At 57.4% G+C, this 21,921-nt stretch carries 21 protein-coding genes; 7 read left to right on the forward strand and 14 right to left on the reverse strand.

What is annotated here, in order from left to right; genetic code table 11:
- Positions 1-130: 130 nt before the first annotated feature.
- The 11 genes from G5287_RS16450 to lrp all read right to left on the reverse strand — a co-directional run bounded on the left by G5287_RS16450 (position 131) and on the right by lrp (position 12,649).
- Positions 131-523: an MAPEG family protein gene (locus G5287_RS16450; RefSeq protein WP_421172590.1), complete on the reverse strand. Its 393-nt coding sequence runs from the start codon at positions 521-523 to the stop codon at positions 131-133.
- Positions 524-557: 34 nt separating this feature from the next.
- On the reverse strand, positions 558-1,532 hold the full coding sequence (gene hemH, locus G5287_RS16455; RefSeq protein ID WP_076494673.1) for a ferrochelatase: 975 nt from the start codon (positions 1,530-1,532) through the stop codon (positions 558-560).
- 96 nt (positions 1,533-1,628) lie between these two features.
- On the reverse strand, positions 1,629-2,273 hold the full coding sequence (gene adk, locus G5287_RS16460) for an adenylate kinase (protein ID WP_421231568.1): 645 nt from the start codon (positions 2,271-2,273) through the stop codon (positions 1,629-1,631).
- A gap of 303 nt (positions 2,274-2,576) precedes the next feature.
- Entirely contained in the window at positions 2,577-3,335 is a 759-nt protein-coding gene (gene miaE / locus G5287_RS16465) for a tRNA isopentenyl-2-thiomethyl-A-37 hydroxylase MiaE (RefSeq protein WP_227342596.1), read from the reverse strand.
- A gap of 205 nt (positions 3,336-3,540) precedes the next feature.
- Positions 3,541-5,061 (reverse strand): amidophosphoribosyltransferase, encoded by a 1,521-nt coding sequence (purF, locus tag G5287_RS16470; protein ID WP_005351229.1) that lies wholly within the window; start codon positions 5,059-5,061, stop codon positions 3,541-3,543.
- A gap of 21 nt (positions 5,062-5,082) precedes the next feature.
- A complete protein-coding gene (locus G5287_RS16475; protein ID WP_033115174.1) occupies positions 5,083-5,571 on the reverse strand; it encodes a CvpA family protein in 489 nt (162 codons plus the stop codon).
- A gap of 187 nt (positions 5,572-5,758) precedes the next feature.
- On the reverse strand, positions 5,759-7,054 hold the full coding sequence (gene serS, locus G5287_RS16480) for a serine--tRNA ligase (protein ID WP_216978961.1): 1,296 nt from the start codon (positions 7,052-7,054) through the stop codon (positions 5,759-5,761).
- Positions 7,055-7,341: 287 nt separating this feature from the next.
- Positions 7,342-8,679: a replication-associated recombination protein A gene (locus G5287_RS16485; RefSeq protein WP_421231569.1), complete on the reverse strand. Its 1,338-nt coding sequence runs from the start codon at positions 8,677-8,679 to the stop codon at positions 7,342-7,344.
- A gap of 76 nt (positions 8,680-8,755) precedes the next feature.
- Positions 8,756-9,364, reverse strand: a complete 609-nt coding sequence (lolA, locus tag G5287_RS16490) for an outer membrane lipoprotein chaperone LolA (RefSeq protein WP_041202312.1) — start codon at positions 9,362-9,364, stop codon at positions 8,756-8,758.
- 80 nt (positions 9,365-9,444) lie between these two features.
- The gene (locus G5287_RS16495) at positions 9,445-11,955 is read right to left on the reverse strand and encodes a DNA translocase FtsK (protein ID WP_321537288.1); all 2,511 of its coding nucleotides are present in this window, start codon (positions 11,953-11,955) and stop codon (positions 9,445-9,447) included.
- Between the two features lie 202 nt (positions 11,956-12,157).
- Positions 12,158-12,649 carry a leucine-responsive transcriptional regulator Lrp gene (lrp, locus tag G5287_RS16500; protein WP_005300047.1) on the reverse strand — a complete coding sequence of 164 codons (492 nt, stop codon included), beginning with the start codon at positions 12,647-12,649 and terminating at the stop codon, positions 12,158-12,160.
- 150 nt (positions 12,650-12,799) lie between these two features.
- Between lrp and ald the strand changes: the two genes are divergently transcribed.
- From ald to G5287_RS16515, 3 genes are all read left to right on the forward strand, one after another.
- Positions 12,800-13,915: an alanine dehydrogenase gene (gene ald, locus G5287_RS16505; RefSeq protein WP_005337098.1), complete on the forward strand. Its 1,116-nt coding sequence runs from the start codon at positions 12,800-12,802 to the stop codon at positions 13,913-13,915.
- 185 nt (positions 13,916-14,100) lie between these two features.
- A complete protein-coding gene (gene trxB / locus G5287_RS16510; RefSeq protein WP_019445530.1) occupies positions 14,101-15,051 on the forward strand; it encodes a thioredoxin-disulfide reductase in 951 nt (316 codons plus the stop codon).
- A gap of 62 nt (positions 15,052-15,113) precedes the next feature.
- Positions 15,114-16,361 carry a diguanylate cyclase gene (locus tag G5287_RS16515; protein ID WP_193860409.1) on the forward strand — a complete coding sequence of 416 codons (1,248 nt, stop codon included), beginning with the start codon at positions 15,114-15,116 and terminating at the stop codon, positions 16,359-16,361.
- Between the two features lie 108 nt (positions 16,362-16,469).
- Here the strand turns inward: G5287_RS16515 and G5287_RS16520 are convergent, their stop codons facing one another.
- Positions 16,470-16,940 (reverse strand): glycine zipper 2TM domain-containing protein, encoded by a 471-nt coding sequence (locus tag G5287_RS16520; RefSeq protein ID WP_227342589.1) that lies wholly within the window; start codon positions 16,938-16,940, stop codon positions 16,470-16,472.
- Positions 16,941-16,959: 19 nt separating this feature from the next.
- Here G5287_RS16520 and aat point away from each other — a divergent pair, with 19 nt between their 5' ends.
- The 3 genes from aat to infA all read left to right on the forward strand — a co-directional run bounded on the left by aat (position 16,960) and on the right by infA (position 18,667).
- On the forward strand, positions 16,960-17,667 hold the full coding sequence (aat, locus tag G5287_RS16525) for a leucyl/phenylalanyl-tRNA--protein transferase (protein WP_042080501.1): 708 nt from the start codon (positions 16,960-16,962) through the stop codon (positions 17,665-17,667).
- On the forward strand, positions 17,664-18,380 hold the full coding sequence (locus tag G5287_RS16530) for an arginyltransferase (RefSeq protein WP_227342588.1): 717 nt from the start codon (positions 17,664-17,666) through the stop codon (positions 18,378-18,380). Before aat ends, G5287_RS16530 begins: the two co-directional genes overlap by 4 nt.
- A 68-nt stretch (positions 18,381-18,448) precedes the next feature.
- Positions 18,449-18,667, forward strand: coding sequence for a translation initiation factor IF-1 (gene infA / locus G5287_RS16535; RefSeq protein ID WP_005300033.1), 219 nt, complete (start codon positions 18,449-18,451; stop codon positions 18,665-18,667).
- Between the two features lie 68 nt (positions 18,668-18,735).
- Here infA and clpA read toward each other — a convergent pair whose 3' ends face one another.
- Both clpA and clpS read right to left on the reverse strand, forming a co-directional pair.
- Positions 18,736-20,991, reverse strand: a complete 2,256-nt coding sequence (clpA, locus tag G5287_RS16540) for an ATP-dependent Clp protease ATP-binding subunit ClpA (protein WP_100653551.1) — start codon at positions 20,989-20,991, stop codon at positions 18,736-18,738.
- A 59-nt stretch (positions 20,992-21,050) separates the two neighbouring features.
- Positions 21,051-21,368 (reverse strand): ATP-dependent Clp protease adapter ClpS, encoded by a 318-nt coding sequence (clpS, locus tag G5287_RS16545; protein WP_005337111.1) that lies wholly within the window; start codon positions 21,366-21,368, stop codon positions 21,051-21,053.
- A gap of 229 nt (positions 21,369-21,597) precedes the next feature.
- Between clpS and cspD the strand changes: the two genes are divergently transcribed.
- Complete coding sequence (gene cspD / locus G5287_RS16550; protein WP_005300025.1) at positions 21,598-21,816, forward strand: cold shock-like protein CspD; 219 nt, start codon at positions 21,598-21,600, stop codon at positions 21,814-21,816.
- The last annotated feature ends 105 nt before the right edge of the window (positions 21,817-21,921 follow it).

The raw sequence follows: 21,921 nt of genomic DNA on the forward strand, positions 1-21,921 counted from the left end.
GAAAAGGCGTAAATATCAAAGTGTGTTTGTATGAGGCCCTGGGGCGCCCCATGCAACACGTAATTGGGACATAGCCATAAAAAAACCACCCTGCCCGGGGTGGTTCCATAGCATGCAAAAGCGTCGGTTTTCAGGTGGCCGCCATGCCCTGCAACAGAGCCTGCAGCGAGAAGAGGCCGAGGGCGAGCCAGAACAGCAAGGTGCCCAGAAAACGGGGCACATTGGGGGCTTTGGGGATCTGGATGCCGATGGCATGCAGGAGGCGGCCAACCAGTAGCATGGCGCCACCGGCATGCAGCCAGAGCGCACCGGCACCGGAGAGCTCGCACAGCGCCATCAGCAGCAGGGTCAGCGGCACATACTCGGCAAAATTACCGTGGGCCCGGATCGCCGCCAGCAGCTCGGGGGCCTCCCCCTGTCCTATCATCACCCCGAACTGGGCGCGGCGTTTGACCACCCAGAAGGAGAGCCCTAGAAACAGCAGCCCAAGCAGGCCTGCGTAGATCAGCGTGATATGTACCATGACTCGACTCCTTGTTTGACTGACTGCCGGTCACTCATGCCAATTCGCGGCAGATGAGCGAGACCATCATCCTGATGTGGGCCTGATCGCTGTTGAGGGCCGGAATATATTCAAACCGCTCGCCACCGGCCTCCATGAAGATCTCCCGGTTCTGTACCTGAATTTCCTCAAGGGTTTCGAGGCAGTCGGCGGCAAAGGCGGGGCAAATTACATCGAGCCGCTTGACTCCGGCGGCCGGCAGGCCAGCAATGGTCACGTCTGTGTAGGGCTTGAGCCACTCCTCCTTGCCAAAGCGGGACTGGAAGCTGGCCGTCCACTGCCCGGCCTCCAGCCCGAGCGCCTCGGCCAGCAAGCTGGCGGTATGGCGACACTGGTGACCATAGGGGTCCCCTTCGTTCTCGTAGCGCTCGGGAATACCGTGGAACGACATCAGCAGGTGATCACCCTGACCGTGCTGCTCCCAGTGACGGCGCACACTCATGGCCAGCGCCTGAATGTATTCGGGATGGGCGTGATAATCACGAATGAGCCGCACCACCGGCAGATTGCGTTCTCTCTTCATCGCCTTGCCCCAGGCATCGAAGACCGAGGCGGTGGTACTGACCGAATATTGCGGATAGAGCGGCAACAGGATCACCCGGTTGACCCCTTTGGCCTTGAGCGCCTGCCAGCCATCATTCACTGACGGGGAACCATAGGTCATCGCCAGCTCCACCGGCACCTCAACCCCCTCCCGCTTGAGCTCCTGCTCCAGCGCAGCACGCTGCTGCTTGCTTATCACCATCAGCGGCGAGCCCTGCTCGGTCCACACCTGCTGATAGAGCTTGGCCACTTTGGGCGAGCGCGTCGGCAAGATGATGAAGTGGAGCAGCGGACACCAGAGGTAACGGGGCAGGTCCACCACACGGGGATCGTGCAGGAACTGGCTGAGGAACGCTTTGACGGCAGCGGTGGTCGGTGCGGCTGGGGTACCCAGATTGACCAGCAATATTCCGGTTTTCGTGGTCACGTTGGCTTCCTGTCTATCTGTCATTATGCAAAAAGGGCCCGACAGGGCCCTTCTCTATTTATCTGATGGCACGGGAAACAGTGCCGGCAGCAAAGATCAGCCCAGAATGGTGGCAAGCTGCTTGCTGACCAGATCAACCGGCTGAGTGCCGTCGACCTTGACGTAACGGGTGTGGCCCGCTTCCGCCTCTTTGCCGTAGAAACCGATCAGCGGCGCGGTCTGCTGATGATATACATCCAGACGCTTGCGTACTGTGGTCTCTTCGTCGTCGGCGCGGATCACCAGATCTTCACCGGTCACGTCATCCTTGCCTTCCACTTTCGGCGGGTTGAACACCACGTGGTAGGTACGGCCGGAGCCGGAGTGAACGCGACGGCCGCTCATGCGCTTGACGATCTCTTCGTCCGGCACATCGAACTCCAGCACGAAATCAACCACGACACCGGCGTCCTTCATGGCTTGCGCCTGGGGAATGGTGCGCGGGAAACCGTCCAACAGGAAGCCTTTGGCGCAGTCCGGCTGAGCGATGCGCTCTTTCACCAGACCGATGATGATGTCGTCAGAGACCAGCTGACCTGCGTCCATCACAGCTTTGGCTTTCAGACCGAGCTCGGTGCCCGCTTTGATCGCCGCACGCAGCATGTCGCCGGTGGAGATCTGGGGAATACCGTGTTTTTCCATGATGAACTGAGCCTGGGTACCTTTGCCGGCGCCCGGAGCCCCCAACAGAACAATGCGCATACACGCTCCTATTGATTGGTTATTCAAATCTTGCGAAGGCAAAAAAGTACACGGTTTCGCCCGTTTCTACAAGGGTGAGCCACCTGAATGAGCACTTTATCACCACAATAACCGGCTGTTCGAACAGGATTTCATCGCAAGGGGAAGACGCAAAAATAGCCAGGGATTCAGCATAGAGCGCCAAAAGCAGGAAGGAGGTACGACAGAAAAAAAGATCCCGGCTCAGGGCCGGGAATTGCGCTCAAAAGTAACTACTTGTCGCTCGTAGTAGGAACAGGGCAATAGTAGTTTGCCCCCTGTGCGTCAACAACTGTCAGATGTGACAGGCAGGCCGCTATGAAACCGGAACTGGGGATCCGGCGAGCAGATTAGCTCGGCTTCCTGCTTGCCAAAGAAGGCCACCCGCTCGCTGATATCCTCCCCTGCGTACTGTTCGGCCAGGCTCAGGTAATCCTGATAGTGACGCGCTTCGGAGCGCAGCAAAGAGACGTAGAAGCGGCTCAGCTCTTCGTCCAGATGGGGCGCCAGCTTGGCAAACCGCTCGCAGGAGCGGGCCTCGATATAGGCGCCGATGATCATCTTGTCGACTATGGTGGCCGGTTCATGGGTGCGCACATGCTGCATCAACTGGCGGGCATAGCGGGAGGCCGTCACCGGCCCGTATTCGATGCCGCGGGCCTGCATGATCTCCAGCACCTGCTCGAAGTGATGCAGCTCCTCCTGTATGAGCCGCACCATGGGAAACAGCAGCGGATTGCGTTCCAGCTCGGAAAAGACGGTGCGATCAGACTCCCCCATGCTGCGTTTGCCCAGGATCTCGGCCTTCTCCGGAATGGCATCCAGCTCGCGATAGAACTCCAGCTTGGGCAGCAGATGGCGCTTGCCCTTGGGCAGGCAGTAGCGACGCACCAGACTGTGGGCAGTGAGTGCGGCCTTGGTCTCGCAGTTGGCGTGATCGATGAGCAGGGTCGGTAAACGGGCCGGATCCCGCGCCATCTCTACCCACTCATCCGGGGTCTCGCACTGCAAAAACTGGCGCACTGGGGCTAGCAGATCATCCATCTGAACTCTCGTCTCTTAAAAGCGTATCGATCATATATGTTGCCGCCTATGCTAGCGGATCCCGCTGGCCATGCCCATATCCGGCAAGATAAACGGATGTTTTTCAAACAGATACACCCTACCCCTTCTGGCGGTGCGAGGTAGAAACGACAATGGGGGCCACTGGCCCCCATCTCGCTATCCCATCCGGCAAAACCGCAAACGTTTAACTGCCTTCGTTAAAAATTTCCAGATTGCTGGTGCCTTCCTGCCACTCACGCACCGCTTTGGTGTCATCGTTGCGCAGGGCGTTGAGGTGATCCAGATAGGACTGGTCCACGTCGGAGGTGACGTAGTGACCATTGAAGACTGAGGTCTCGAAGTGACGCAGATCCGGGTTGATCTCCCGCACGGCGGCTTCCAGATCTTCCAGATCCTGGAAAATCAGGCCGTCAGCGCCAATCAGCTTGCACACCTCTTCCACTTCGCGGCCATGGGCGATCAGCTCGTTGGCGGTGGGCATGTCGATGCCGTAGACGTTGGGGAAACGAATTTCCGGCGCCGCCGAGGCGAAGTAGACCTTGGCAGCCCCTGCTTCACGGGCCATCTGGATGATCTGCTCGGACGTGGTACCGCGCACTATGCTGTCATCCACCAGCAACACCTTTTTGCCCTTGAATTCGGAGCTGATGGCGTTGAGTTTGCGACGCACCGACTTCTTGCGCTGGGTCTGGCCTGGCATGATAAAGGTACGGCCGATGTAGCGGTTCTTCACGAAGCCCTGACGGTATGGCAGATCCAGGGTGTGGGCGATCTCCAGCGCCACGTCACAGGAGGTCTCGGGGATAGGGATAACCACATCGACGTCGAGATCTTCCCACTCGCGGGCAATCTTCTGACCCAGCTTGCGACCCATGTTGAGGCGGGCGGCGTAGACCGAGACCTTGTCGATGCACGAATCGGGACGGGCGAAATAGACGTATTCGAAGATGCAGGAGCTCATCTGCGGGTTTTCCGCACACTGCTCGGAGAAGAGCTGGCCCTGCTCGGTGATGTAGATGGCTTCACCCGGCGCAATATCCCGCACCGTCTCGAAACCGATGGCGTCGAGTGCCACGCTCTCGGAGGCAAGCATGTACTCCACCTGGCCCTGCTCGTCCTGACGACGACCGAGGATCAGCGGGCGAATGCCGTTGGGATCGCGAAAACCGATGAGACCATGACCAATCACTAGTGAAACCACCGCATAAGCGCCGCGGATCTGCTGATGGGTTCTGCGCACCGCGGCGAAGATATCTTCGGGGCGCAGGGCCATCTTGTCACAACGATCCAGCTCGTGGGCCAGCACGTTCAGCAACACTTCCGAATCGGAGGTGGTGTTGATGTGACGACGGGCGACCTTGAACTGCTGCTCCTTGAGCTCCTTGGCGTTGGTGAGGTTGCCGTTATGGGCCAGCACCATGCCGTAGGGCGAGTTCACATAAAAAGGTTGGGCTTCAGCGGCACTTGAGCTACCTGCGGTGGGATATCTGACATGACCTATGCCGATGTTCCCTTGCAAACGCTGCATGTGGCGCACTTCAAACACGTCCTTCACCAGGCCATTGGCCTTGCGTTGCCGGAAGTTTCCACTATCAATGGTCACGATCCCGGCGGCATCCTGTCCCCTGTGCTGCAACACCGTCAAGGCGTCGTAGAGGGCCTGATTGACGGGGGTGGTGCCAACTATACCGACAATACCACACATGTCTTTGCTACCTCGAAGTCACTATACCTGTTTAAGAAAACTGGATGAGTTCAGCATGAACCCGAAAAACCACTGGATCACCGGCTTGAACTCCGGCACCAGCTTGGATGCCGCCCACCAGTCGCTCTGGGAGAGGCTGGTGAAGGTATCCATGAAAAAAAGCAGGGCACTGACGATCAGTACCCCGCGAATTGCGCCGAAGCAGACTCCAAGCACCCGATCGGTACCGGAGAGCCCCGTCTTGTCCACCAGCAGACCCACCACGTAGTTCACCACGCTGCCCAGGATCAGGGTTGCCACGAACAGGGCCGCGATGGCCAGACCGTTGCGCACCAGCGCATCGGAGAAAGAGGTAAAATAGGCGGCGAGATCAGGATAGAAGTGGCTGGCAATAAAGAAGGCAACGAACCAGGTGACGAGAGACATGGCCTCTTTGACGAAGCCGCGCACCAGGCTGATGAGTGCAGAAAAACCGACGATGCCGATGATGGCGTAATCAATCCAGACCATAGAAAAAGATGTCCTGCGAAATTGCGGCGCAGTCTAACAAAAACGATTGCGCAATGCTTGATAAAATTGTGTTACATGTTCAAAGAGGCGCCGGAAACGCAGATTTATTCACGATAAAAACGGTTGAGCGGCGCCAGAATGCACAACGCCATGGCATGGCCATGGCGTTGTCGTCTGCAACGAGCGCTTACCCGATGTGGGTCAGGCCGCCCATGTAGGATTGCAGCGCAGCCGGGATGGCGATACGGCCATCTGCCTGCTGGTAGTTCTCGATCACGGCGACCAGAGTACGGCCTACAGCCAGACCGGAGCCATTCAGGGTGTGAATGAGCTGCGGCTTGCCATCGACACGCACGCGAGCCTGCATGCGGCGCGCCTGGAAGTCGGTGCAGTTGGAGACGGAAGAGATCTCGCGGTAAGTGTTCTGGGCCGGCAGCCACACTTCCAGATCGTAAGTCTTGGCCGCGCAGAAGCCCATGTCACCGGTAGAGAGCGCCATCACGCGATATGGCAGCTCCAGCAGTTGCAGCACCTTCTCGGCGTGACCCACCATCTCTTCAAGCGCTTCCCAGGATTTCTCCGGGTGAACCAGCTGCACCATTTCGACCTTGTCGAACTGGTGCATACGGATGAGGCCACGGGTATCGCGACCGTAAGAGCCCGCTTCGGAACGGAAGCAGGGGCTGTGAGCGGTCATCTTGATCGGCAGCTCCTGCTCGTCGAAGATCTCGTCGCGCGCCATGTTGGTAAGCGGTACTTCGGAAGTCGGGATCAGGGAGAACTTGCGCACCTTGCCCTCTTCTTCCCCTTCGCCGTCAATACCGGTATTGAACAGATCCTGGGAAAACTTCGGCAGCTGGCCGGTACCGTACAGGCTGTCCGGGTTGACCAGATAAGGTACGTAGCACTCGGTGTAACCGTGTTGCAGGGTGTGCAGATCCAGCATGAACTGGGCCAGGGCGCGGTGCAGACGGGCAATCTGGCCCTTCATCACCACGAAACGGGAACCGGAGAGCTTGACGCCGTTCTTGAAATCGACGCCCTTGGCCGCTTCACCCAGATCGATATGATCCCGTACCGGGAAGTCGAAGTGACGCGGGGTACCCCAGCGACGCACTTCCACGTTGTCGTTTTCGTCACGACCAACAGGGGTAGTTTCGCTCGGCAGGTTGGGGATGGCATCGGCAATGGTTTTCAGCTGGGCCAGCAGGGCATCCAGCTCAACCTTGCTGGTCTCCAGCTCGTCGTTGATCTTGGTCACTTCAGCCTTGAGCGGGGCAACATCTTCACCGCGACGGGCAGCCTCACCGATGGACTTGGAGCGGGCGTTGCGCTCGGCCTGCAGCTCCTGGGTACGGGACTGCAGATCCTTGCGCTTCTCTTCCAGAGCATTGACAGCCGCTACGTCCAGAACGTAGCCACGTGTCGCCAGACGAGCGGCAGCTTCATCGATGTCGCTGCGCAGATATTTGGGATCCAGCATGGGTTACCTACTTTTTTAATAAGGGATCTGGGCCTGAGTCATCATGACGGGCTAAAAAACAGATCCGGAAGTTAACATCGGTTGGCCCCCGTCGCCTTGAGAGTCAGGCCTTCGAAATCAAGAAGATGGTATCAGGCCGAAACCAACGGGGTCAGAGGGGCAGTGTAGCAGACCGCCCCCCTGCCCGAACAGGGACTATTTGGGTCGTTTTTGCCGACTTGTGCGGTCAAACACCCCAATTATTCCGGTACTTGACCAATTTTCATTCTGCTGACAAACAAGCGGGGCTATCGGCCCCGTTTTTGCGAGCTCTGTCGATCCAGCTCGTGGAGATAATCGAGCTTCTGGCCGATCTGCTTTTCAAGGCCACGATCGGTAGGCTGATAGTACTGCTTGCCGGCAAGCTCGGGGGGAAAATACTCCTCCCCCGCGGCATAGGCGCCCGGCTCGTCATGGGCATAGCGATACTCGGCGCCATAGCCCAGATCGCTCATCAGCCGGGTCGGCGCATTGCGCAGGTGCACCGGCACCTCGAAGTCAGGGAGGTTTTTGGCATCATGAAGCGCCGCCTTCCAGGCGGTATAGACCGCATTGCTTTTCGGGGCGCAGGCGAGATAGACGATCGCCTGGGCGATGGCCCGCTCCCCTTCCGCCGGCCCGATGCGGTGGAAACAATCCCAGGCAGATAGCGCCACCTGCATGGCACGGGGATCGGCATTGCCCACATCTTCCGAGGCGATGGCCAGCAAGCGGCGGGCAATGTAGAGGGGATCGCAGCCGGCACTCACCATGCGGGCATACCAGTAGAGTGCCGCATCCGGTGCCGAGCCGCGGATAGATTTATGCACCGCCGAGATGAGGTCGTAGAAGTGATCCCCCCCCTTGTCGAAGCGGGCCACATGTTCCCCCGCTACGGCGGCAAGCAGCGCGCTGTCGATCACCCTCGCCCCTGTGCTGTCGGTTTCGGCCATGTCGGCCAACAGCTCCAAATAGTTGAGGGATTTACGCCCGTCCCCATCCACCGCCTTGGCCAGCGCCTCCTTCACCCCGGGGGCAAAGGTGAGCACCGGATCATTGAGACCACGGGGATCGGTCATCGCCTGATCGAGCATGGCGAGGATGTCGCTCTCCTCAAGTCGCTTGAGCAGATAGACCCGAGCACGGGAGAGCAGCGCGTTGTTGAGTTCGAACGAGGGGTTTTCGGTGGTGGCACCGATAAAGGTGATGGTGCCATCTTCGATATGAGGCAGGAACACATCCTGCTGACTCTTGTTGAAGCGGTGCACTTCATCCACGAAGAGGATGGTGCGCACCCCGCGCCAGCTGTTCTCTTTGGCCTTGTCGATGGCGGCGCGGATCTCCTTGATGCCTGAGGTCACTGCCGAGAGTCGCTCCACTTCCGCCTGACAGTAGTGAGCCACCAGCTCCGCCAGCGTGGTTTTACCGGTACCGGGTGGCCCCCACAGGATCATGGAGTGGCAGTGACCCGCCAGGATCGCTTTGCGCAGGGGCTTGTCAGCCCCCAGGATATGTTGCTGACCGATATACTGGTCGAGGTTTTGCGGCCGCATCCGGGCCGCCAGCGGACGAAAGTCCGATGAGAAATCCAGCGACAAGTTGCTCATCTGTATTGACCACCCAGCGTCACGCCACTCGCCTTTGACTGGCGCAGTGGCAAGCAATCCAACGACCGCTTGCTCATTAGCGCTGGTCGTCCAGTTCGACCCCCTTCGGGATCTTGAAAACAAATTCGTTGCCCTTGAGCACCGGCTTGCGGTTGAAGCTGCTCAGGGTGAATTCACTCCACTGCCCTTGCGCCTCTTTCACATCGAAACGACTGATGTTGTCTTGTCTGTCGAAGGTGACACGGAAGGAGGCAATCAGCTCATCCTTGTTACGGCTGGTGACGGTGTAGACATCCCCCTGCTGGGTCACGTCATAGTTCTTCCAGAACTTGTCGTCATTGCCGGCGATCAGAATAAAGGGGGTGTTGAGCACCGCATCTTTCAGCTTGAGGGCGGTCACCTGCTCGACGAAGGGATCATAGACCCAGACATCCTGACCATCGGCAACTATCAGGCTCTCGTCCGGCGAGGTGGTGTGCCAGTTGAAACGGTTTGGCCGCTGCACCAGCAGATCGCCGCTGGCCTTTTGCAGTTCCTTGCCCTTGCTGTCATAGACGGTCTGGGCAAATTTGGCGGAGAAGAGGCTCACCCCCGCCAGCTTCTGTTTGAGATCGCTGGCCGCATCGGCCCACACCTGGCTGCTGGCCATCAGCAGCACGGTACCCATCAACAGTTGTTTTTTCATCACGCTCTTCATAAAGACGCTCTCGATAAAAGGCCACGCCCGCGGAGGGCATGGCCAGGGATAGTATGAAACGGTGAGGCTTAGTCCCGCACCGGCGGCGGTGCCAGCACGTCGCGCTGACCATTGCCACCCGGTGAGCTGACGATGCCCTGATTCTCCATCTGCTCGATGAGACGGGCTGCCCGGTTGTAACCAATCTTGAACTTGCGCTGGACGCTGGAGGTCGAGCCACGGCGGGACTCCACCACAAAAGCGACCGCTTCGTCGAACAGGGGGTCGAGCTCTTCATCGCCACCACCGCCATATTCGCCGCTGCCACCTTCGCCACCCGACTCACCGGAGAGGATCTCCTCGATGTAGTTCGGCTCGCCGCGCAGTTTCCAGTCCGCCACCACCTTGTGCACTTCGTGATCATCGACGAACGCACCGTGTACCCGGGTCGGGTTGGAGGTGCCAGCCGGCATGTAGAGCATGTCGCCCATACCGAGCAGGGATTCGGCGCCGCCCTGATCGATAATGGTACGGGAGTCGATCTTGCTCGATACCTGGAACGAAATACGGGTCGGGATGTTGGCCTTGATAAGACCGGTAATCACATCCACTGACGGACGCTGGGTCGCCAGAATGAGGTGAATACCGGCGGCCCGCGCCTTCTGGGCGATACGGGCGATCAGCTCTTCCACCTTCTTGCCGACGATCATCATCATGTCGGCAAATTCGTCCACCACCACCACGATGTGGGGCAGCTTCTCCAGCTCCGGCGGCATCTGATCCATGGAGTCACCCGGGCGCCACAACGGATCCAGCAGGGGTTCCCCCTCCTCGATGGCGGCCAGCACCTTGTCGTTGTAACCCTTGAGGTTACGCACCCCGACCGCCGACATCAGCTTGTAACGACGCTCCATCTCGCCCACACACCAGCGCAGGGCGTTGGCGGCATCCTTCATGTCGGTCACCACCTCGGTCAGCAGATGCGGGATCCCTTCGTAGACAGAGAGTTCCAGCATCTTGGGATCGATCATGATGAAGCGCAGATCATCTGGGGATGACTTGTAGAGCATCGAGATGATCATGGTGTTGACCCCTACCGACTTACCGGAACCTGTGGTACCGGCCACCAGCAGGTGCGGCATCTTGGCCAGGTTCACCACCACCGGCTCGCCGGCGATGTCCTGACCCAGGCCCATTGTGAGCGGGTTGCGGCTATCGCGGAAAGCATTGCAGTCGAGGGTTTCACGCAGGTAAACGGTCTGGCGCACCCGGTTGGGCAGCTCGATACCGACATAGGTTTTACCCGGGATCACCTCAACCACCCGCACACTGCTGGCAGACAAGGAGCGGGCCAGATCGCGTGAGAGGTTGGTGATCTTGCTCGCCTTCATGCCCGGCGCCAGATCCAGCTCGAAACGGGTAATGACCGGGCCCGGATAGACACCGACCACCTTGGCCTGCACGTTGTAGTCGGCAAGCTTGGCCTCCACCAGACGGCCCATGCGATCCAGCTCGTCCTTGCTCATCATCTGGGTCTTGGCTGGCGGTCTGTCCAGCAGCTCGATACTCGGCAACGGCGGCATTGTTGACTGCGGACGACGCTTGGGCTTGGTCGGAGCGACGGCTACCGGCGCGGCGACCTCGTCGTCCCCTTCGGCCCAGGGCAGATCCAGATCGTCCTCGTCATCGGCCACAGCCAGTAGCGGCTGGCGGCGCCCATTGGCAGCCGCCACCGCACGTTTCGGTTTGGCAGCCGGAGCCGGCTCATCATCTTCATCATCAAACTGTGGGTCGAACTCGAAGGTATCGTCGTCGAGTTCCGGCAGCCACTCTTCGGCTGCAGCCTTCTGGTTCTTGGCCTTGGGCTTGCGCGTCCAGCTGGTGTGCGGCTCATCTTCCTCGTCATCAAACGCGATGGCCCCTACCCCGCCTTCCAGCAAGGGATCCGGCCCCTCGTTGCGGGGTTGACGCCAGCCACCGGTCAGCCAGCGGCCGAGGGTGGTCGGGAAGTGGTAAACAGCACTGACCGAACCGGTACAGGCCGCACCGATCTGCTCGACAATAGTGAGCCAGGACCAGCCGGTAAACAGGGTGATGCCGGTTGCCACGAAGCAGAGCAGCATCAGGTTGGCCCCGACGCCGCCAAACAGCGGCACCACTGCAGAAGCGATCACATCCCCCACCAGACCACCGGCGGAGAAGTTTTGCATATCGTTGAAGTTCATGCTGGCAATGGCCGACATGCCGAGCACGGTCAGGATAAAGCCGATGATCCGCACCCCCAGGGTGAGGTAATCCACATCGAGCAGACGGCTCGGGCGCCAGAACAGACTCCAGCCCAGCAGCACCACCAGCGGCGGCACCAGATAGGAGAAGGCACCAAAGGTAAACATGGTGATATCGGCGAGCCAGGCACCGGCACTACCGGCGAGGTTCTTCACCTCCCCTTGCCAGGAGGTCTGGGACCAGCCGGGATCAGCGGGATGATAGGACAACAGGGCAAGCAGAAGATAAGCAGCCATCAGGGTGATGGCGATCAAGACGGCTTCGAAGATCCGTTGTGTACCTGATAAAGGAGTAAACAGCTTTTTATCGGCCAAACTCCGGCTCCTTTCTGAAAACATGTAATGCAGGAAATAAGGGGGCCTAGTATCCCCGAAAAGCCCATCGATTGTCAGCCAGAGCCTGATGGGACGGGGCCATATTTGCAATTATCTTTACAAGAAGAAACGAGCGGACCGGCCGCTCGTTTCTGACTGTCATGGTGTCTCATATGGAAAAGATACCACGGCATAACCTGCTTTATCGGGTGCTGATCACCAGACGACTGCTCTGCTTGACCTCTTCCATCACCACGTAGGTGCGGGTGTCATTGACACCGGGCAGACGCAGCAGGGTTTCCCCCAACAGACGGCGGTAAGCCGACATGTCGCTGACTCGGGTCTTGAGCAGATAGTCGAAGTCACCGGAAACCAGATGACACTCCTGGATCTCTTCGAGCACCTGAACAGCCTTGTTGAACTGTTCAAACACATCAGGCGCCCCGCGATTGAGGGTTATCTCTACAAACACCAGCAGAGATGCGTCCAGATAATGAGGGTTCAGAATAGCGGCATATCCTTCGATATAACCTTGTCGCTCGAGGCGACGAACCCGTTCCAGACACGGTGTAGGACTCAGGCCAACTCGCTTGGACAACTCAACATTCGAAATCCTGCCATCCTTTTGCAGTTCATTAAGAATGTTGCGGTCAATCCTGTCCAAATCCTTTAGCCGACTCTTAGCTTCCATCATTTTATTCCATCCTTTGGCTATTTTTTGGTAAGAATCACCAGTCATTTTATAATTATGGTCACAAATCCTGTCAATACCTGAATATACTAGGCGCAAATGTTGGTTAACATTTTGGCAACATGAAACACCAATCTATAGACGAGGGATAGCATGATTATCGGTGTACCTAAAGAGATAAAAAACCATGAATACCGCGTAGGCATGGTTCCGGCCAGTGTACGTGAACTGACAGCACGAAACCATACTGTTTTCGTCCAAAGCGGTGCCGGAAACGGCATTGGCTTCAGCGATGCAGATTATATCGCTGTTGGAGCCGAAATTTTGGCCTCTGCAGCAGAGGTTTTCGCCAAAGCCGAGATGATCGTCAAGGTCAAGGAACCTCAGCCTGTCGAATGTGCCATGCTGCGTCCGGGTCAGACCCTGTTCACCTATCTGCATCTGGCGCCAGACTTGCCCCAGACCGAAGCCCTGCTGAAAAGCGGCGCCATCTGTATCGCCTATGAAACCGTCACCGACGGCCGTGGGGGCCTGCCCCTGCTGGCCCCCATGTCGGAAGTGGCCGGACGCATGTCTATTCAGGCGGGTGCCCAGGCGCTGGAAAAATCGCGCGGTGGGAGCGGTGTTCTGCTTGGCGGCGTACCCGGTGTCGAACCGGCCAAGGTGGTGATCATCGGTGGCGGCGTGGTCGGCTCCAATGCGGCCCGCATGGCCATTGGCCTGCGCGCGGATGTGACCATCCTCGACAACAACGTCGATACCCTGCGCCGTCTCGATAACGAGTTCCAGGGAGCGGCCAAGGTGGTCTACTCCAACAGCGAGACGCTGGAGCGCCATCTGCTGGCGGCCGATCTGGTCATCGGCGGCGTGCTGGTACCGGGTGCCACTGCGCCAAAACTTGTCCGCCGTGACCACATTGCGCGCATGAAGCCGGGTTCTGCCATCGTCGATGTGGCCATCGATCAGGGCGGCTGTGTGGAAACCTCCCACGCCACCACCCACCAGGATCCGACCTATATCGTCGATGAGGTGGTGCACTACTGTGTCGCCAACATGCCGGGGGCGGTGGCCCGCACCTCGACCGTGGCGCTCAACAATGCCACCCTCCCCTTTATTATCAAGCTGGCCCAGCAAGGGTATCGTCAGGCACTGCTGAGCGACCCCAACCTGTTGCACGGGCTCAACGTGATGGAGGGCAAGCTCACCTGCAAGGAAGTGGCCGTGGCACATGGCCTTGCCTACACGGATCCCCTGACCCTGCTGAACTGATCTGCTCTGGCCTGCGCCAGTTGGAGATGAGTGAAAATCCGCCCGCGATGGGCGGTTTTTTTATTCCTTTATTTTGCATGTCACCCCTTGTGAACACGATTAGTGCAATCGACTCACCAGCCTTTGACCCCGGATCACGAATTACCTACAATCGCGCAAACTCATCACATCCCGGAAATGACATCATGAGCCAAGTCACTCACAGCAAATTGCTGATCTTAGGGTCAGGCCCGGCCGGTTACACCGCGGCCGTCTATGCCGCCCGCGCCAACCTCAATCCCCTGCTCATCACCGGCATGCAGCAAGGGGGTCAGCTGACCACCACCACCGAAGTGGAAAACTGGCCAGGTGATCCGGAAGGCCTGACCGGCCCGGCCCTGATGGAACGCATGAAAGAGCATGCGGAGAAGTTCGATACCCGCATCCTGTTTGATCACATCAACAGTGTCGAACTGACTCAGCGCCCGTTCCGCCTCAAAGGGGACAACGGCGAATACACCTGCGATGCCCTGATCATTGCGACCGGCGCCTCCGCCAAGTATCTGGGCCTGCCCTCCGAAGAGGCCTTCAAAGGGCGCGGCGTCTCTGCCTGTGCCACCTGTGACGGTTTCTTCTACCGCAATCAGGAAGTGGCGGTGATCGGCGGTGGCAACACCGCAGTTGAAGAAGCCTTGTATCTGGCCAACATCGCCAAGAAGGTGCACCTGATCCACCGCCGCGACGAATTCCGTGCCGAGAAGATCCTGATCAAGCGTCTGCACGACAAGGTTGCGAGCGGCAACATCGTGCTGCACACCCACCAGACCCTGGACGAAGTGCTGGGTGATCAGATGGGGGTCACCGGTGTGCGCCTGCGCAACACTCAGGACAACAGCACCAGCGAGCTACCGCTGATGGGCGTCTTCATCGCCATCGGCCACCAGCCCAATACCCAGATCTTCGATGGCCAGCTTGAGATGCAAAACGGCTATCTGAAGGTACGTGGCGGCCTCGACGGTTTTGCCACCCAGACCAGCATTGAAGGAGTCTTCGCTGCTGGCGATGTGGCCGATCACAACTACCGTCAGGCGATCACCTCTGCCGGTACCGGCTGCATGGCAGCCCTCGATGCCGAACGCTACCTCGACGCGCAATAAACAAGCGCAGTTGTGATATAAGGCATACCAGTCGGTATGCCTTTTTTATTTAAAGGAGTCTAATGAAACAGAAGATATTGATTGTCGAAGATAGCCTGACCATCCGCCGTATGCTGACTCAGGCCATTGCCCAGCAGACAGGCCTCGAGATCGATGCCTTCGATACCCTCGAAGGCGCCCGTCACTGTCGGGGCGAGGAGTATGTGGTCGCGCTGGTGGACTTAACCTTGCCGGATGCGCCCCGTGGCGAAGCGGTCAACGAGCTGCTGGCTCGAGGTTTGCCGGTGGTGATCCTCACTGCCGACATCAGCGAGGATAAACGTGCCGCCTGGCTGGAAACCGGCGTGTTGGACTATGTGATGAAGGATTCCCGCCACTCGCTGCAATATGCAGTCAGTCTGGTGCACCGCCTCTATCTCAACCAGTCGATCGAAGTGCTGGTAGTCGACGACTCACGCACCTCCCGTCACCGCACCATGGCCCAGTTGCGCAAGCAGTTGTTGCAGGTGCATGAGGCCAGTCATGCCCGTGAAGCGATGGCGATGCTGGAGCAACACCCGGACATCCGGCTGGCACTGGTCGACTACTATATGCCGGATATCGATGGCATCAGTCTGGTGCGGATGCTGAGAGAGCGTTACAGCAAGCAGCAGCTCGCGATTATCGGGATCTCGGTCTCGGACAAGCGCGGTCTCTCTGCTCGCTACCTCAAGCAAGGCGCCAACGACTTTCTCAACCAGCCGTTCGAGCCGGAAGAGCTGCAGTGTCGGGTCAGCCACAATCTGGAAGCGCTCGAGCAGTTCAACAGCATTCAGGAGTCAGCCAATCGTGATTACCTGACCGGTCTCTACAACCGGCGCTACTGGTTCAACGAAGGGCAAAAATGGTTTGAAGAGCATCAGCGCCAACAGACGCCTCTTGCACTCTGTGTGCTCGATGTGGATCACTTCAAGCAGGTCAACGATCACTGGGGCCATGCCATCGGCGATCAACTGCTCTGCCATCTGACCCGGCTACTGACCCAGTTCTTCCCCGATGCCATGATCGCCCGGTTTGGCGGAGAGGAGTTTGCCATGATGGTGCCTCACTGTACCGTCCCCGTGTTGATCAAGCGTCTTGAAGGGCTGCGTCAGCAGCTGCGCCAGCAACCCTTGTCACCGGAAAACCCGCTCTTTGTTCGCGCCAGTTACGGCGTGATCAGCGTCGGGCGGATATCCATGGACGAGGCGCTGAGCGTAGCGGATCGGCTGCTCTATCAGGCAAAGAACACCGGTCGCGATAAGATAGTCTCTCAAGAGACAGCTATCTGAATCCTCAGGGCATCAGTCCCGTGTATTACCGCCCGACAGACTTTCCGACAGGAGAGTCTGCGGGTTCCTTCCCTGCCACAGTCTCCCCATCACCATGACAATCGAAAGTCAGTAAGTCTTGTCGACTCGCACCCCATCATCGAAGTAGAGAATGCGCACCTTGTCCCCATTGGCAAAGACCATGGCGGGATCATAATCCTGGATCACGTTGATAAGGGCATTTTGCTCGTTGCGGATCAGCAGCTCCACCAACTTGTTTTCCACCACGGTTCCCTCGGACTGGTATTGCTGCGCAGCCGCAGCACCTGCGAGCGCGCCGACGGCGGTGGCGATTTCACGGCCATGACCGCCACCAAACTGGTTCCCCAGCAGGCCGCCCAACACAGCCCCCCCCAGCGTCTTCCAGCCAGAGTGCTCTGACTCCAGGATCTGGCGCTGGGTAATATTGCGCACCGTTTCGACCTGACCAAACACCACCAGATTGACCGGCCGCGCGGTATTGCGCTGGTAGACCTCCGCCCCGGCGGGCGCCGTGACAAAGCAGAGCAAGCTGGATACTATCAGGATAATGGCCTTCATCTATGAACCTCGTTGCCTTATGTCTCGCTATCTTACCCAACTGGATGATGAGCTTTGCTGGTTTCCCGACCCCAGCCATGCGCTGGAAGAGCCCAACGGCTTGCTGGCGATCGGCGGAGATCTCTCCCCTGCCAGATTGCTGGCAGCTTACCACAAGGGGATCTTCCCGTGGAATGAACCCCACCAGCCGACCCTGTGGTGGTCACCGGACCCCCGCGGAGTGATCCGCCCAGACCAACTCCATGTGGGACGGACACTGCAGAAGATTATCCGCCGTACCCCATTCGATATTTCCGTCAATCGCGCCTTTAATGAAGTCATTACCGCCTGCGCCGCCCCTCGTCGCACTGCCGATGGCACCTGGATCAGCCAACCCATGATCGAGGCCTACCAGCAGTTGCACCGGCTGGGTCATGCCCACTCTATCGAGATCTGGCAGGAGGGAGAGCTGCAAGCGGGACTGTATGGCCTCTCTATCGGCCGACTGTTTTGCGGTGAATCCATGTTCAGCCGGATTGATAACGGCGCCAAACTTGCCATGGTGGCACTCTGTCGCCACTTCGCCCGCCATCACGGCGCCCTCATCGATTGCCAGATGCAGAACCCGTTTCTGGCGACCCTGGGTATCGAGGAGTGGCCAAGGGCCCGTTTTCTGGCAGAGCTGGCGCGCCTTGGCCATCAACCACTGTTGGCTTCCTGCTGGCAAGAGGGGGAGATCAGCTTATGACTGAAGAAGTGATCCTCAAAGTAGGGCTGACTCCCAAGCATCCCTGCAGTTATCTGGATCATGAACAGGAGCAGTTGCTGGTGCTCATGGATCACAATCTGCTCAACGCCAACGGTTACGAGCGATTGTTGACTGCCGGTTTTCGCCGCAGTGGCAACGACATCTATCGCCCCCACTGCCCGGCGTGCCATGCCTGCCAGTCCCTTCGTATTCACAGCGAACGCTTTCGTCCCAGCCGCGGCCAGAAGCGGATCCGCCAGCTCAACAGGGATATCGAGATCGTCCTGAGCTACGATGACAAGCCCGAGTATTACCTGCTCTACGAACGCTATATCCGCGAACGCCATCACGATGGCAGCATGTATCCCCCCAACCGCAGCCAGTATCGCGGGTTTCTCCATTGTGACTGGATGCCGCCGCTCTACCTGGAGATGCGCAAAGATGGCCACCTGATCGGTGTCGCCACCACAGACCTGCTGCCCCACTCCTTGAGTGCCATGTACACCTTCTTCGATCCGGATTATGCCGATCGCTCCCTGGGCACCTTTGCCATCCTCTGCCAGCTCGATCTGGCCAGGAGAACCGGGCGAAGCTGGCTCTATCTTGGCTATCTGGTAGAGGCGTGTCGCAAGATGAATTACAAACGCAATTACCTCCCTCACGAGCTGTTAATTCAGGGGGAATGGAAAAATATCGACACCAAGCCCGAGTAAACTTTACACATAGCCTTAAATCCGGCATGATCCAGCGGTTTTTTGTTGTGGCTTATCAAGAGGATTCAATGGCTAAAGAAGACAGTATTGAGATGCAGGGCACTATTCTCGAAACCCTGCCCAATACCATGTTCCGTGTGGAACTGGAGAATGGTCACGTGGTTATCGCTCATATTTCAGGCAAGATGCGCAAAAACTACATTCGTATCCTGACTGGAGACAAAGTAACGGTAGCACTGACTCCCTACGATCTCTCCAAGGGACGTATTGTTTTCCGCTCTCGCTAAGCCAGGAATTCAGCAAAAAACCCCAACCTTTCGGTTGGGGTTTTTTGTCGTTTTCTGATCACTGACGCTTAGTGGGAAACAGCTTCAACATTGACCTGAAAATCAAAGCTGAGGCTGTCATTTACCAACTCAACCTTCACAATTCCCCCGTCAACCAGTGAACCGAACAGGATCTCGTTGGCCAGGGGTTTCTTGAGGTGCTCCTGGATCACCCGCCCCATCGGTCTGGCGCCCATGGCTCTGTCATATCCCTTCTCTGCCAACCAGTGGCGGGCACGCTCGGACACCTCGAGAGAAACTCCCTTCGCATCCAGTTGAACCTGCAATTCGACAATGAACTTGTCGACCACCTGATGGATCACCGTCATATCGAGATGGTTGAACCAGATGGTGTGATCAAGCCGGTTACGAAACTCCGGACTGAAGGTCTTGTTGATCACCGCCATGGCATCGTGGCTCAAATCCTGTTGCTGGAAGCCAATCGATTTGCGTTGGGTCTCCTGCACACCGGCGTTGGTAGTCATCACCAAAATGACGTTACGGAAATCCGCCTTGCGCCCGTTGTTATCGGTCAGGGTGCCGTTGTCCATCACCTGCAACAGCAGATTGAATACGTCCGGGTGAGCTTTCTCAATTTCGTCAAGCAACACAACGGAATGAGGATGCTTGATCACCGCATCAGTCAGCAGACCACCCTGCTCAAAACCAACATAGCCGGGAGGCGCACCAATCAGACGAGATACGGTGTGGCGTTCCATGTACTCGGACATATCAAAGCGCAGCATCTCGACACCCAGCGCCTTGCCAAGCTGCTGGGTGACCTCGGTCTTACCCACCCCGGTCGGACCAGCAAAGAGGAAGCAACCAACCGGGCGACGCTCGTTACCCAAACCTGAACGAGAGAGGCGAATCGCATCGGTCAGCACCTCGATGGCTTTATCCTGACCAAAGACCACCATCTTCAGATTGCGTTCCAAGTTCTTCAGTACTTCTTTATCTGAAGAGGAGACTGATTTTTCCGGAATGCGGGCGATCTTGGCAACAATGGACTCAATTTCCTGCACATTGATCACTTTCTTGCGCTTGCTCGCCGGCAGCAACCGTTGACCGGCACCCGCCTCATCGATCACATCGATCGCCTTGTCGGGCAAGTGACGATCATTGATGTACTTGGCAGAAAGCTCGGCAGCTGCACGGATCGCCTTGGCGGTATAGCGCACGCCGTGGTGGGCTTCATAGCGACTCTTGAGCCCCATCAGGATGCGAGTGGTGTCATCGATAGTCGGCTCGACAATATCGATCTTCTGGAAGCGACGGGCCAGCGCACGGTCTTTCTCGAAGATCTGGGCATACTCCTGATAAGTGGTGGATCCCACACAGCGGAGCAAACCATTGGAGAGCAGCGGCTTGATCAGGTTGGCTGCATCCAGCTGACCACCGGATGCCGCACCGGCACCGATGATGGTGTGGATCTCGTCGATAAAGAGGATGGCCCCTTCCTGACGCTCAATCTGCTTGAGCAATACCTTGAGGCGCTTCTCGAAATCACCACGGTATTTGGTGCCCGCCAGAAGAGAACCCATATCCAGCGAATAGATGGTACTGCCCGCAATCACCTCGGGGACATCCCCCTTGACGATGCGATAGGCCAACCCTTCGGCAATGGCGGTTTTACCCACGCCCGCTTCACCCACCAGCAGCGGGTTGTTCTTGCGACGGCGGCAGAGCACCTGAATGGTACGGTTGAGCTCCTGATCACGACCAATCAGCGGATCGATGCGCCCTTCCAGCACCAGCTGGTTCAGGTTGGTGGCAAAGCTTTCGATCTGGGCGGCCGAAACATCATCATCAGACTCGGGATTGTTATTGCTGCCGAGATCCGGCTTGTTATCCTTGCGCACCCCGTGGGAGAGGAAATTGACGACGTCGAGACGGCTGATCTCGGCTTTTTTCAGGAAATAGGCAGCTTGTGACTCCTGTTCACTGAAGATAGCGACCAGCACGTTGGCACCACTGACTTCGGTATTGCCGGAGGATTGCACATGGAAGACTGCACGCTGCAACACGCGCTGGAAGCCCAAAGTCGGCTGGGTTTCCCGATCTTCATCGTCGCGCGGTATGAGCGGAGTAGTTTGGGTGATGAATGCGCGGATCTCCTTGCGCATCTGCTCAACATCGGCACCACAAGAGCTCAGCGCCTCATGGGCTGAACTGTTATCCAGAAGGGCTAACAACAGGTGCTCGACGGTCATGAATTCGTGGCGCTCGTCACGGGCCAGTTTGAAAGCCTCGTTCAGCGTCTTTTCTAGATCTTTATTCAACATAGGCACCTCCCCTAGTACAGCTACAATGTGGTGTCACACTCGCCATCAAGTCATCAGATTCAAGCCTTTTCCATAGTACAGAGCAGTGGATGTTCGTTGTTACGTGCATAGGTGTTGACTTGGACAACCTTGGTTTCGGCGATCTCTGCGGTAAACATGCCGCAGACACCCTTACCACTATAATGCACACTCAGCATGACCTGAGTCGCCTTGTCCAAATCCATACCAAAGAACTTTTGCAGCACCTCCACCACAAACTCCATGGGCGTGTAGTCATCGTTGTTCAACACAACCTTATACATGGGTGGCGGCTGCAGCTTTGTTTTCTCTGCTTCTGCAATCTCTTCATTAGCAAAGAGTTCTTTCTGCTTGCTCATAATCGCGCTTTGGTACCTCTAGATTACTACCGTCTAACACAAGGTTGTCAATAGACTTGTTAACCAGATCACATCAGCTGTTAACAACTTCTTGACTCGCTCAAAAGTTAGACTAGATTGGTTACTTGCTAATCTGTGCCCGTCTGCTATGGGCCCATGTCCCTAGTTATAAAGGGCTGGCGCAGGTTACTCAACGACTTCTGGGTAATCAATAAAAGGATGTAGAAGTATGGCAACCGGCACAGTTAAGTGGTTTAACAACGCAAAAGGATTTGGGTTTATCTGTCCGGAAGGGGGCGGTGAGGATATCTTCGCTCACTACTCCACGATTCAAATGGAGGGCTACAAGACCCTGAAAGCGGGTCAGGCTGTCAATTTTGAACTGCAACAGGGGCCGAAAGGAAATCACGCTTCTGTGATTGTGCCAAACGAAGCACAAAATATGTAAATAACACCCGTTGGATAAATAAAAAACCGGTTCCTCTCTGAGCAACCGGTTTTTTATTGTCAGATTTCTGGCCAACCCTGCCTCCTCACGGGATCACAGGGTTAT

Source organism: Aeromonas sp. 603079 (assembly GCF_049172135.1).
GTDB classification, from domain to species: domain Bacteria; phylum Pseudomonadota; class Gammaproteobacteria; order Enterobacterales; family Aeromonadaceae; genus Aeromonas; species Aeromonas veronii.